Origin of the sequence: Sphingomonas yabuuchiae (assembly GCF_001477495.1) — a bacterium.
Classification (GTDB): domain Bacteria; phylum Pseudomonadota; class Alphaproteobacteria; order Sphingomonadales; family Sphingomonadaceae; genus Sphingomonas; species Sphingomonas yabuuchiae_A.
On record NZ_LDTF01000089.1, the window covers coordinates 1 to 11,724 of the forward strand.

At 66.8% G+C, this 11,724-nt stretch carries 13 protein-coding genes; 8 read left to right on the forward strand and 5 right to left on the reverse strand.

All coding sequences use genetic code 11. The annotated features are described in order from the left end of the window. The first annotated feature begins 195 nt into the window (after positions 1 to 195). Together NS355_RS14380 and NS355_RS14385 are read left to right on the forward strand one after the other, a co-directional pair. A complete protein-coding gene (locus tag NS355_RS14380) occupies positions 196 to 1,074 on the forward strand; it encodes a tyrosine recombinase XerC (RefSeq protein WP_058746336.1) in 879 nt (292 codons plus the stop codon). Between the two features lie 63 nt (positions 1,075 to 1,137). Next, positions 1,138 to 1,437 carry a hypothetical protein gene (locus NS355_RS14385; protein WP_153008235.1) on the forward strand — a complete coding sequence of 100 codons (300 nt, stop codon included), beginning with the start codon at positions 1,138 to 1,140 and terminating at the stop codon, positions 1,435 to 1,437. Positions 1,438 to 1,450: 13 nt separating this feature from the next. Here NS355_RS14385 and NS355_RS14390 read toward each other — a convergent pair whose 3' ends face one another. After that, a complete protein-coding gene (locus NS355_RS14390) occupies positions 1,451 to 2,056 on the reverse strand; it encodes a DedA family protein (RefSeq protein WP_058746338.1) in 606 nt (201 codons plus the stop codon). Between the two features lie 126 nt (positions 2,057 to 2,182). On the opposite strand from NS355_RS14390, the gene lepB reads away from it, so the two are divergent. Together lepB and rnc are read left to right on the forward strand one after the other, a co-directional pair. Next, positions 2,183 to 3,001, forward strand: coding sequence for a signal peptidase I (gene lepB, locus NS355_RS14395; protein WP_058746339.1), 819 nt, complete (start codon positions 2,183 to 2,185; stop codon positions 2,999 to 3,001). Then, positions 2,998 to 3,663, forward strand: coding sequence for a ribonuclease III (gene rnc, locus NS355_RS14400; protein WP_056430724.1), 666 nt, complete (start codon positions 2,998 to 3,000; stop codon positions 3,661 to 3,663). Before lepB ends, rnc begins: the two co-directional genes overlap by 4 nt. 133 nt (positions 3,664 to 3,796) lie before the next feature. Here the strand turns inward: rnc and NS355_RS14405 are convergent, their stop codons facing one another. Next, positions 3,797 to 4,018, reverse strand: a complete 222-nt coding sequence (locus NS355_RS14405; protein ID WP_056430721.1) for a hypothetical protein — start codon at positions 4,016 to 4,018, stop codon at positions 3,797 to 3,799. A 138-nt stretch (positions 4,019 to 4,156) separates the two neighbouring features. Here NS355_RS14405 and era point away from each other — a divergent pair, with 138 nt between their 5' ends. Next, on the forward strand, positions 4,157 to 5,053 hold the full coding sequence (gene era / locus NS355_RS14410; protein WP_056430718.1) for a GTPase Era: 897 nt from the start codon (positions 4,157 to 4,159) through the stop codon (positions 5,051 to 5,053). Positions 5,054 to 5,295: 242 nt separating this feature from the next. On the opposite strand, the gene queG is transcribed toward era, so the two are convergent. After that, positions 5,296 to 6,345 carry a tRNA epoxyqueuosine(34) reductase QueG gene (gene queG, locus NS355_RS14415; protein WP_058746340.1) on the reverse strand — a complete coding sequence of 350 codons (1,050 nt, stop codon included), beginning with the start codon at positions 6,343 to 6,345 and terminating at the stop codon, positions 5,296 to 5,298. Between the two features lie 41 nt (positions 6,346 to 6,386). Between queG and NS355_RS14420 the strand changes: the two genes are divergently transcribed. The 3 genes from NS355_RS14420 to msrB all read left to right on the forward strand — a co-directional run bounded on the left by NS355_RS14420 (position 6,387) and on the right by msrB (position 9,096). Continuing rightward, positions 6,387 to 7,298, forward strand: a complete 912-nt coding sequence (locus NS355_RS14420) for an ABC transporter ATP-binding protein (RefSeq protein ID WP_430727017.1) — start codon at positions 6,387 to 6,389, stop codon at positions 7,296 to 7,298. After that, a complete protein-coding gene (locus NS355_RS14425) occupies positions 7,295 to 8,521 on the forward strand; it encodes an ABC transporter permease (protein ID WP_058746342.1) in 1,227 nt (408 codons plus the stop codon). The genes NS355_RS14420 and NS355_RS14425 overlap by 4 nt, the downstream gene beginning before the upstream one ends. Positions 8,522 to 8,601: 80 nt before the next feature. After that, positions 8,602 to 9,096: a peptide-methionine (R)-S-oxide reductase MsrB gene (msrB, locus tag NS355_RS14430; protein WP_058746343.1), complete on the forward strand. Its 495-nt coding sequence runs from the start codon at positions 8,602 to 8,604 to the stop codon at positions 9,094 to 9,096. A 92-nt stretch (positions 9,097 to 9,188) separates the two neighbouring features. Here the strand turns inward: msrB and NS355_RS14435 are convergent, their stop codons facing one another. Next, a complete protein-coding gene (locus NS355_RS14435) occupies positions 9,189 to 9,683 on the reverse strand; it encodes a CHAP domain-containing protein (protein WP_244489696.1) in 495 nt (164 codons plus the stop codon). A 224-nt stretch (positions 9,684 to 9,907) separates the two neighbouring features. Next, positions 9,908 to 11,724: M1 family metallopeptidase (locus NS355_RS14440; protein WP_058746344.1), on the reverse strand; the 1,817-nt coding region annotated here is incomplete at its 5' end.

Below are 11,724 nucleotides of genomic sequence, written 5' to 3' on the forward strand. Positions count from 1 at the left end.
CCCCATCCCCTCCCGCCTGCAAGAGGGGAGTGTGCAGAGGCGAGCGATTGCCCCTCTAAACGGGGGCTGCTCGCCCCCACCCTTCGTTCAGCCCGAGCGAAGTCGAAGGCCACGCCCCGGTCCACGCAAAATGCCTTTGGAAACGAGCCGGAGGGACGGTTCAATCCGATGGGATATTCCCCTAAACCCCGCTCCATGACCGCGCTGATCGCCGACTATTACCGCCACCTGACTGTCGACCTGCGCCGGTCCGACCATACCGTGCGCGCCTATGTCGCCACGGCGGAGCGGCTCTGCGGTTTCCTGTCGTCCCATTGGGGCGAGGCGATCGACGGGCCTGCGCTGTCCCGCGTGAGCGCGGCCGACCTGCGCGCCTTTCTGGCCGCGCGCCGGGGGGAGGGACTGACCGCCGCCTCCACCGCGCGGGAATTGTCGGCGGTACGGACCTTCCTCCACTGGACGGGCGTCGAGCCCCCCCCGCTGAAAGGCCCCCGCCGGAAGCGGAGTCTGCCACGCCCCCAGTCCCCGGCCGACATCATGGCGCTGGGCGAAGACATGGCCGAGAACGCCGCCGAGCCATGGATCGCCGCCCGCGACTGGGCGGTCCTGCTGCTGCTCTACGGGGCCGGGCTGCGTATCGGCGAGGCGATGGCGCTGACCGCCAATATCCTTCCCCTGGGCGAGACGATCCGCGTGCTGGGCAAGCGGGGCAAGACCCGGATCGTGCCGCTGCTCCCCGAATTGCGCAGCGCGATCGAGGATTATGCCCGCCAGTCGCCCTATCCCTTGATTCCCGGCGAGCCGCTGTTCCGGGGCGCCAGGGGCGGGCCGCTGTCGCCCGCGATCATCCGCCGTTCGGTCCAGGGCGCGCGCGAGCGGCTGGGGCTGGGCGTACGGACGACACCCCATGCGCTGCGCCACAGTTTCGCCACGCATCTTCTGGGGCGCGGTGCGGATTTGCGGCAGCTTCAGGAATTGCTCGGCCATGCCAGTCTCAGTTCGACGCAAATCTATACGGCGGTCGATGCCGCGCATCTGCTCGACATCTACCGCACTGCCCATCCGCGGGCATGACGATTGACGAATTGGTCAGCTTGGCCTGATACTCTCTAAAGCGGCGGGATTTGGAGCGTCTTCATGGCATTGGGTCCGACATGCCCCCATTGCGACACCCGTGTGCCGTTCCGGCGAACCCAGTTCGGCATCGGAAAGGCCTTTGCCTGCTCGGACTGTGGCACCCGGCTGGCCATGTCGCGGTGGCGAGGCTTTCTGGTCACTTTTCCGATCCTGACCATCTACATGCTCGTGCGGCTCCGCTTGTCCGATGGCCTGCCATTCTGGCTCTGGACGGCCGCCATGGTGACGAGCGTAGTTGTGATGGCGTGGCTCTTCATGAAACCGCAGCCTGCCGAAAGCGGCGCTTGCGACGCGAACTAGACGCCGGGCTTGCCTATCGCTCGCCGCGTGGCTTCCAGGTGAGGACGCGCCAGAGATAGCCGCCGACCATCAGCACGGTCATTGCGATGGCGGCGGGGCCGACATAGCGGTTGATCGCCTCGAAATTCGCACCCAGCCACAGGCCCGCATAGGCGAGGATGGCGTTCCAGATGGTGCTGCCCGCAAAGGTCCAGATCAGGAACTTCGCAAGCGGCATCCGCGTGATCCCGGCGGGCAGCGAGATCATCGTGCGGAAGGCGGGCATGAAGCGGAACACGAACACCACCCATCCGCCATGCCGCACGAAGAACAGGTGCAGCCGCTCGACATCGCGCCACTCCATCGTCAGCCAGCGGCCATATTTGTCGACGAAGGGCCGGAACCGTTCATAGCCGATATAGCGGCCGACCGCGTACCAGGCGTAATTGCCGATCGTCGTGCCCGCCGTACCCCACAGGATGAGCGGAACCATCGCCATGTCGCCGCGCGCGACCGCCATGCCGCCCAGGCCCATAATGACCTCGGACGGGATTGGCGGCACGATATTTTCCAGCGCCATCAGCAGGAAAATCCCGAAATAGCCGCCCCAGGCGATGAGGTTGAGGATGAAATCGGTCATGGGTGAAGGGATGTACCGATGAAGGGGAGGGCGGTTCCCCTAAAGCGGCACCAGGCAAAGTGAAAGAGACCGGGCAGCCCGCTGGCGACACTTGACGACAGGGGCCGCTTGCGCGAACCCGACGCCATGGCCGACACCCCGCAAAAATCATCTGAAACGTCGCCGGAAAAGTCGGAGGCGAAGGACACGCTGCGCTTCTTCCTGAAGCTGGCGCTGTTCGTCTTCATCCTGCGCAGCCTGATCGTCACGTCCTTCGTGATCCCGTCGGAATCGATGCTGCCGCGCCTGCTGATCGGCGACTATCTGTTCGTGACCAAGTGGAATTACGGCTATTCGCGCTGGTCCTTCCCCTTCGGCCTGCCGCTGCTGCCCGGCCGGGTGCTGGGCCGCGATCCGGCGCGCGGCGATGTGGTGGTGTTCCGCTCGCCCGAGCCCGACGATCACGACGTCATCAAGCGGGTGATCGGCCTGCCCGGCGACACGATCCAGGTGACGAATGGTCAGGTCATCCTGAACGGCCGTGCCATCCCGAAGCAGCGGATCGCCGACTTCATCCTGCCGCTGACCCCCAATTTCGACGCGAACAAGTGCGGGCCGTTCCTCGACACGGTCGCGGGCCAGCCGGTGTGCCGCTATCCCCGGTTCCGTGAGACGCTGCCGAACGGCAAGAGCTATGACGTGCTCGACCAGGGCAATTTCCCCGAGGCCGACGATACCGGCGTCTATACCGTGCCCGCCGACCATGTCTTCCTGATGGGCGACAATCGTGACGATTCTGCCGACAGCCGCTTCGCACCGCCGCGCGGCATGGGCATGATCCCGATGAACCGGCTGGAGGGCCGCGCCGCCGTGACCTTCTTCTCGACCGACGGCTCGGCCGAGTGGATCAAGCCCTGGACCTGGGTGTCGGCCGCACGCTGGAACCGGATCGGAGAAGGGTTTTGAGCGCCGTCGATGACTGGCTGGCGGGAATTCTGGGTCGCGCGCCGAGCGATGCGACTCCCTTCCACCGCGCGCTGACCCATGGCAGCCAGGCCGCCGAGAATTACGAGCGGCTGGAGTTTCTGGGCGATCGAGTGCTGGGCCTGATCATGGCCGAATGGCTGTGGGAGCAATTCCCCGCCGAGCCAGAGGGGCAGCTGTCGCGCCGTCTCAATTCGCTGGTGACGGGCGCGGTCTGTGCCGATGTGGCGCGCGACCTGGGCGTGCGCGAGCATCTGCGGCTGGGCAAGCAGGCGCGGGACGACGGCGCCTCGGACAGCGACAATGTGCTGGGCGACGTGATGGAAGCGCTGATCGGTGCCTGGTATCGCGAGGCCGGGCTGGAAGCGGCGCGCGCCTTTATCCGCAAGGCCTGGGGCGACCGGGTTCATTCGCAGGGCAAGGCCCCGCAGCATCCCAAGTCCGCGCTTCAGGAATGGGCCGCCGCGCACAATCGCAAGGCCCCGGAATATGTGGTGGTGGACCGTTCGGGTCCGCATCATGCGCCGCGCTTCACGGTGGCGGTGCGGATCGGCCGCACGGCGGAAGTGACGGCGACCGGGGCCAACAAGCAGGAAGCCGAGACGGCAGCCGCGAAGGCGATGCTGGCGAAATTGAAGGCTTGAGCGAAAGGTCAGGGCGTGGCCTTCGACTTCGCTCAGGCTGAACGGAGTTTTGGAGATTCGGCTGTCATTTGCAACAGCCGTTCTGGCTGAGCGAAGTCGAAGGCCACGCCCCGACTTCGCCCAGAAACCGATCTTAGCGCCCCTTGGCGGCCGCCGCTTCCTTCTTGGCCTGTACCTTGGCGCGGTGATGGCCGATGGCGCAGCCTGCGGCGGCCCCCAGCACGGCATGGCCCTTGCCGACGAAATGCCCGCCGACGCCGCCCACGGCCGCGCCCTTCAGGCAACCCTTGGCCGAGGCGGGGCCGGCGACGGTCAACAGCGCCGCAGCCGACAGGGCGGTGAGAAGGGTCTTCATAACGTCTCTCCTTGCACACGAAATCGTGGCCGGAAAAATGCGTGCGGGGCCGTGGCCGTTCCGTGATCCGACCATTACATTGTGTCCATGTGGGCGGACCGTTGCGGGAAGGGGGCGGGACCTGTACCGCTGGCGGTCATGACTGAACAACGTTGCGGCCTCGTGGCCGTCGTCGGTGCGCCCAATGCCGGCAAATCCACCCTCGTCAATGCCCTGGTCGGCCAGAAGGTCGCGATCGTCAGCCCCAAGGCGCAGACGACCCGCGCCAAGCTGCTTGGCGTCGCGATCGAGGGGGAAGCCCAGATTCTGCTGGTCGACACCCCCGGTATCTTCGAGCCCAAGCGCCGCCTCGACCGCGCCATGGTCGCCGCCGCCTGGGAAGGCGCGGAGGGTGCGGACATCCTGGCGCTGGTCGTCGACGGCAAGGGCGGGATCGGCCCCAAGATCCACGCCATCGCCGAGTCGATCGCCCACCGGCCCGAGCCCAAGCACCTGATCCTCAACAAGGTCGACATCGCCGACAAGGCGCGACTGCTGACCCATGCCGAAAAGCTGAATGAGGTCGTCAAGTTCGACGAGACCTGGTTCATCTCGGCCCAGACGGGCGACGGCCTGCCCCAGCTGAAGACCCGTCTGGCCTCGCTGATGCCCGAGGGGCCGTGGCACTATCCCGAGGACCAGGTGTCCGATGCCACCGAGCGCGCTCTGGCCGCCGAAGTCACGCGCGAGCAACTCTATCTCCAGCTCCACGCCGAACTGCCTTACGCCAGCGCCGTCGAGACCGAGGCCTATAAGGAGCGTGAGGACGGTTCGGTCGAGATCCACCAGCAGATCCTGGTCGAACGCCCGACCCAGCGTGCGATCGTGCTGGGCAAGAACGGCGTGCGGATCAAGGAGATCGGCGCACGGTCGCGCGCGCAGCTATCCGAGCTTTTGGGGCAGAAGGTGCATTTGTACCTGCATGTGAAGGTCAAGCCGGGCTGGGACGAGGATCGCTCGGTTTATAAGGACATCGGGTTGGATTGGGTGGATTGATTTTTGGGGTTGGGGCTCGGTGAGACACCTTTGCCCTCCCCCATCCCCTCCCGCTTGCGGGAGAGGCGTGCCCAGCCATAAGGACATGCGCTTCAACCGGCGCTGAGTTCGTGGCTTATGCTCAACGCTCGCCCGGTAACGCACCCCTCCCGCAGGCGAGTTTCAGGTCGGTCATGCCCCCGGCATGACCTAAACGATGCGGGGCATCGTTTACCTAAAACTGGGATGGGGGAGGGCAGGGGCTAGGCGACAGACCCGCCAAGCCGCCCCAAAGCCCACTCTACCGCCTCGACGACCACCGGATCGGGGTCCCCCAACAACCCCCGCAACACCGGCACCAGCTCCGCCGCCCCGCTATTCCCCGCCGCGATCGCCGCGTTGCGCACCATCCGGTTGCGCCCGATCCGCTTGATCGGCGACCCCGAAAACACCTGCCGGAACCCGGCATCGTCCAGCGACAGCAAGTCCCCCAGCTCCGGCGCGGTCAGCTCGGCGCGGGGATGGAACGCCATGTTCGCCTGCGCTGCCGCCGCAAACTTGTTCCACGGACACACCGCCAGGCAGTCGTCGCAACCATAGATGCGGTTGCCCATCGCCACCCGGAATTCCGCCGGGATCGGCCCGGCATGTTCGATCGTCAGATAGGAAATGCATCGCCGCGCATCGAGCTGATACGGCGCCGGAAAAGCGTCGGTCGGGCAGGCCCGCTGGCACGCGTCGCAGCGCCCGCACGTATCCCGCGCCACCGCATCGGGCTCCAGTTCCAGCGTCGTGTAGATCGCCCCCAGGAACAGCCAGCTTCCATGCTCGCGGCTGACCAGATTGGTGTGCTTGCCCTGCCAGCCCAGCCCGGCCGCCTCGGCCAGTGGTTTCTCCATCACCGGCGCGGTGTCGACAAAGACCTTGAGGTCGCATTTCGCCTCCTGCGCCAGCCAGCGGCCCAGCGCCTTCAACTGGCGCTTCACCACATCGTGATAGTCCGCCCCCTGCGCATAGACCGATATTCGCCCGATCCGCCCCTGATCGGCCAGCCGCATCGGGTCCTCGGCGGGGGCATAGCTGACGCCCAGCGAGATGATGCTCTTCACCTCAGGCCACAGGCTGGACGGGCTTTGCCGCTGGTGCGCGCGGTCGGCCATCCAGATCATCGATCCGTGGCGTCCCTCGGCGAGCCACTGGTGCAGTCGCTCGACCGTTTTCGGCGCGGCATCGGCATGGGTGATGCCGATCGCGGCAAAGCCCAGTTCGGCCGCCTTTGCCTTGATCCGGGTTTCCAGCTTGTCTTGCGCCACGAACGCCCGCTACCACAGGCGATCAGGGAGGGACAATCAGCGTGGATAATCAGTGGGCGGTCACCGCCTCGGGCCTCGCCAAGCGGTTCGGCGACCGGCGGGTCGTCGATGGCGTCGATATCGCCGTGCCGACGGGGGCAGTGTACGGCGTGCTCGGCCCCAATGGTGCGGGCAAGACGACGACGCTGCGCATGCTGCTGGGCATTATTGAGCCCGATGAGGGGCAGCGCAGCCTGCTCGGCCATGCCCATCCGCGCGATGCCAGCGATCTGGTCGGCTATCTGCCCGAGGAGCGGGGTCTGTACCCTGCGATGAAGGCGCGCGATGCGATCGTCTTCATGGGCGCGCTGCGCGGGCTGGACCGCGCGACCGGGCGGGTGCGGGCGGACGAGCTGCTCGAACAGGCCGGGCTCGGCCATGCCGCCGACAGCAAGATCCGCAAATTGTCCAAAGGCATGGCGCAGCTCGTCCAGCTGCTCGGCTCGGTCGTCCATCGCCCGAAGTTGCTGGTGCTGGACGAACCCTTTTCGGGGCTCGATCCGGTCAATCAGGAACGGCTGGAGGCGCTGATCCTCGGCGAGCGTGACCGGGGGGCGACGATCCTGTTCTCGACGCATGTCATGGCCCATGCCGAGCGGCTGTGCGACCGGCTGGCGATCATCGCCGGGGGACGCCGCCGGTTCGAGGGGACGGTGGACGATGCGCGCGGCATGCTGACCGCCCGCGTGCGCTATCGCCCGCGCGATCCGGAGCGGGTGCTGCCGGAGCTGCTGCCCGCCGATGCGGTGCGCGAGGGCGCGGACTGGAGCTTCCCGATGCCCGACGATGGAATAGAGCCGATATTGGGCCGCCTGCTGGCGGCGGGAGCAGGCATCCTGAACCTGTCGGTCGAGCGCCCCAGCCTGCACGAAGCCTTTGTCCGCATCGTCGGCGAGCAGGAGATGACGGCATGAGCCAGACCCGCCGCCTGATCCGCCAGACGATGACGATCGCCCGCCGCGATTTCATCGCCACCGTCTTCACCCCCATCTTCCTGCTCTTCCTGTTCGCGCCGCTGATCATGGTGGCGTTCAGCACCATCGGTGCCCTGGGCGCGGCGCAGGCGGCGGACCATGGCGCCGACCGGGTGCGGATCCTCGCGATCGTGCCCGATGCGACGGCCGCCGCCTTTGCCGCCGCCGACCGCCAGTCGCGCGCGATCTTCCGCCGGGACGAGGAGCCGCCGAAACTGGTGACGCTGCCCCCCGCACGCGATCCGGCCGCGCAGGCGCGCGCGGCGTTCGAGTCGCCCGATTATGACGCGACCGCCGTGCTCTATGGACCGCTCGACCGGCCGACGATCCTGTACGGCGCGCGCGGCACGCGTGCGGCGGATTATCTGGCGGTGCTGGCGACCGGCGCGCTCTCGGCCGAGCGTCTGGGCGGGGAACTGCCCAAGGTCACACCGCGCAAGCTGGCCTTCTCGCGGCAGCGCGCGACGCTGGGCGGACAGAACCAGACGGCGTCGCTCGCGGTCTTCGGCGTGTTCTTCCTGACCCTGTTCCTGGCGGGACAGGTGGTCGGCACCATGGCCGAGGAGCGGTCGAACAAGGTGATCGAGGTGCTGGCCGCCGCCGTGCCGCTGGAGGCGGTGTTCCTGGGCAAGCTGCTCGGCATGTTCGGGGTGGCGGTGCTGTTCATCGGCTTCTGGGGCACGGTGCTGGGCCAGGTGGCGAGCCTGTTGCCGCCCGCCTTTGCCGGGATGGTCGGCGAATTGTTCCCGGCGGTCGGCCTGCCGATGTTCGTCATGCTGTTCGTCGCCTATTTCACCATGGCCTATCTGCTGCTCGGGTCGGTGTTTCTGACGATCGGGGCGCAGGCCTCGACCATGCGCGAGATCCAGATGCTCTCGCTGCCGATCACCATCATCCAGGTCGGCATGTTCACCCTGACGCTGAGCGGCCTGTCGCAGCCGGGCAGCTGGCTGGCGCTGGTGGCCGAGGTGTTTCCGCTCTCCTCGCCCTTTGCGATGGCGGGCGTGGCGGCGGCGAGCGATGCGCTGTGGCCGCATGCGGTGGCGCTGGCGTGGCAGGCTTTGTGGGTGGCGCTGTTCGTGACGCTGGGCGCGCGGCTGTTCCGGCGCGGCGTGCTGCAATCGGGCAGCACGCGGCCTTTCTGGCGGCGCAAGGGGGCGTGACCTGCAATCCTCCCCGTCATCGATGGGGAGGATGGAGGGACGCCCTTTTTCGGTGCGGACGGTCTTCCTATCTTGGGTCGATGACCGCATCTCTTTCCGATCGCCGCCATTTCCTGTCGCTGGTGGGGCTTGGTGCCCTGGGCGTGGGGCTGTCCGCCTGTGGGCGTCCGGCTGATGCGGCGGAGCGCTTTCCGGTTTCGATGAGCGATGCCGCGTGGAAGCAGAAACTCGGCCCCGCAGCCTATAATGTCCTGCGCCGCGAAGGCACCGAGCGGCCCTATAGCAGTCCGCTCAATGCCGAGCATCGCAACGGCGTCTTCGCGTGCAAGGGGTGCGCGCAGCCGCTGTTTTCATCGAAGACCAAGTTCGAGAGCGGCACCGGCTGGCCCAGTTTTTGGGCGCCCCTGCCGCGGGCCGTGGCGACGGAATCGGATCGGTCGCTGATGATGGAGCGGGTCGAGGTGCATTGCAGCCGCTGCGGCGGGCATCTGGGGCATGTCTTCGACGACGGACCCAAGCCGACGGGCAAGCGGTATTGCATGAACGGCGTGGCGATGACGTTCCGGGCGGGGTGACTGTTTCGGGCCCCAACGCCCGTTCACGCTGAGCGAAGCCGAAGCGTACGTTCCGTGCTACGCGTCGGGCCTGCCCGACACCCGGCAGGAAATTACTGGATCGGCGCCGCGAAGGTCAGGATGCCGTTGACGCGGCCGCTGTCGCGCGAGGCGATCTGGGTGGCGGGCAGGTCGGCGACGCCGCTCTTGTGACCCGAATAGATGAAGCCCTTCGTCGGATAGGCCGAGGTGCCCAGGCCGCCATTGGGGCCGTACCAGACCTTGACCATCGACCAGTCATTGTTCGGCGAGACGTCGACGGCGCGGACGTCGCGCTCGATGCCGCCGCGACGCGACCAGTTGGCATGGGTCAGGAGGACTTCGCGGTCGCTGACGACCTTGCTGACCATGGCGACATGGCCGACGCGCATCCGGCTGGTCGATTCGAAAGCGAGGACCGAGCCCTGTTCCGGGGTGTGGCCGCGCTGGTAGCGGCCTTCGGCCTGGCCCCACCAGGTGTTGGCATTGCCGTGAAGATCGATGCCCGAAATCTCGCGGGCATAGGGGGCGCACTGCCAGAACTGCGCGGCAGCGGGGGTGGCCATCATCAGGCCGCACGTTGCCATCAGCGCGAATCGCACTGCGAATGCCTTGAACTTCACTGGACCCCCCGGTCGGAATGTCGGTGTGAGTGTCGATTAACCGGGGCTAAATGGATTGGAAAGCGCCGCCGGAACCATATCCGGTGAACGGTGTTTCGGCGGCGGTGACCCGAAAAACCGGCGGCGAAACGAGTTTTTCGTTCCTCGCTTCGCCGCTCATGCGGCTCGGCTTATCGTCCGAGCAGGCGATCCACCGTGACCTGCGTCACCGCGTGATAGCCGGGACGGGCCTTGTCATAGATTCGCTTGGCCAGCGCCTGGCCCCATTCGCCCTGTCCCTGAAGCTGCTGGAACAGCGGCGCGACGAACTTGCGGCGGCCCTGCGAGGTCAGGAACTGCTCGGCCGAGGCCTGGGCGGGCGGATAGCGGTTGGCGAGCGCGAGGCGGAGCCAAGCGAAGCGGATTTCGCTGTTCCCCGTCTCGTTCCAGTGGAACCGTCCGTCGAGCGCGGCGAGCCGCTCGGCCGACAGCTGGCGCGGCAGTTGGTCGAGGAATCGGACATATTCCTGCGTCGTGACCTTGTCGGGCACCGCCGAGACGGGGCCACCGGCGGCGAACGCCTTGGCGGCGGCATCGATCGCGGGGAAGGCGTCGGAACGGACATGGACGGCATTGGCGGGAATGCCCGGCTGATAGACCCATTGGTCGACGCCGATCTTCGCGTCCTCGCCGGGCTTGAGCAGGTTCTTGCGCAGATCGGCGAGGAAGCCCGCGCTGGTCTGCGGCTGGAAGGCGTGACGGTCGAAATAGCCGCGCAAATAGGCATCCCAGCGGGCGCGGCCGACGACCGACTCGATGGTGCGCAGGAAGGTCGCACCCTTGTCATAGGCGATCTGGGTCATGCCGTCGTCGGGATCGCGCTTGGCGTCCAGGTCGAGGTGCAGCTTCGTGTCCGGCGACTGCGGGCCCCCGGCTTCCTTCACCGCATTCTGCATGTCGGTCCAGGCCAGGTCAGCCTCCATGGCGGCGCGGCGCTTGCCGTACATCGACTCCATGATCCGGTTCTCGAAATAGCTGGTGAAGCCTTCGTTCAACCAGAAATCGTCCCAGGTCGCATTGGTCACCAGATTGCCCGACCAGCTATGCGCCAGTTCATGCGCGATCAGGCTGACCAGGCTCCGGTCGCCCGCCAGCACGGTCGGCGTCGCGAAGGTCAGCATGGGGTTTTCCATGCCGCCGAAGGGGAAGCTGGGCGGCAGGACCAGCACGTCATAGCGACCCCAGCGATAGGGGCCGTACAGCCCCTCGGCGGCGGTCACGAATGTGTCGAGCCCGGCAAACTCCCAGGCCGATTTGTCCAGCATCGCGGGTTCGGTCCAGATGCCGGTGTTGGCACTGAGTGGCTTGAACTTCAGGTCGCCGATGGCCAGCGCGATCAGATAGGGGGCGACCGGCTTGTCCATGCGGTAGCTGGCGGTGTGGCGGCCGTCATTGCACGGCGTCTCGCCGGTCCGCTCACCGCTCATCACGACGGTCAGCGCGCAGGGGGCGTTGACCGTGGCGTCCCAGGTCTGGCGGATGCCGGGCGAATCCTGGGTCGGAATCCAGCTGCGGTTGAGGATCGCCTCGCCCTGGCTGAACAGATAGGGCTGCTTCTTGCCCGCCGTCTGTTCGGGCGACAGCCATTGCAGCGCCTTGGCGCCGGGTACGGAAGCATAGGCGATCTTGACCGTGCGATTGCCGTTCAGCGTGATGGTCAGCGGCGCGCCATGCACCTTGTCGACAGCACCGACCGTATAGGGAAGGGGGCGGTTCTGCGCGTCGGTGACGGTGACGATGCGCAGACCGTTGTCGTCGACGACCAACTGCCTGGCATCCGGTTTGGCATCGACCGACAGGGTCGCGATGCCGCGCATCACATGGGTGTCGAAATCGGCATAGAGGTTCAGCGAGACATGGGTGACCCGCGCCTCCAGCGGCTGCGCATAGCTGTGCACGTCACGCGCATCGGGGGAGGTCAGGACCGGCGCGACGTTCGGGGCGGGGG

What these genes read in the sequence shown, in the direction of transcription:
- NS355_RS14380 (WP_058746336.1), top strand. Translation starts at nt 196, where the DNA reads ATGACCGCGCTGATCGCCGACTATTACCGCCACCTGACTGTCGACCTG.
- NS355_RS14385 (WP_153008235.1), top strand. Translation starts at nt 1,138, where the DNA reads ATGGCATTGGGTCCGACATGCCCCCATTGCGACACCCGTGTGCCGTTC.
- NS355_RS14390 (WP_058746338.1), bottom strand. Translation starts at nt 2,056, where the DNA reads ATGACCGATTTCATCCTCAACCTCATCGCCTGGGGCGGCTATTTCGGG.
- lepB (WP_058746339.1), top strand. Translation starts at nt 2,183, where the DNA reads ATGGCCGACACCCCGCAAAAATCATCTGAAACGTCGCCGGAAAAGTCG.
- NS355_RS14405 (WP_056430721.1), bottom strand. Translation starts at nt 4,018, where the DNA reads ATGAAGACCCTTCTCACCGCCCTGTCGGCTGCGGCGCTGTTGACCGTC.
- era (WP_056430718.1), top strand. Translation starts at nt 4,157, where the DNA reads ATGACTGAACAACGTTGCGGCCTCGTGGCCGTCGTCGGTGCGCCCAAT.
- NS355_RS14425 (WP_058746342.1), top strand. Translation starts at nt 7,295, where the DNA reads ATGAGCCAGACCCGCCGCCTGATCCGCCAGACGATGACGATCGCCCGC.
- msrB (WP_058746343.1), top strand. Translation starts at nt 8,602, where the DNA reads ATGACCGCATCTCTTTCCGATCGCCGCCATTTCCTGTCGCTGGTGGGG.
- NS355_RS14435 (WP_244489696.1), bottom strand. Translation starts at nt 9,683, where the DNA reads ATGATGGCCACCCCCGCTGCCGCGCAGTTCTGGCAGTGCGCCCCCTAT.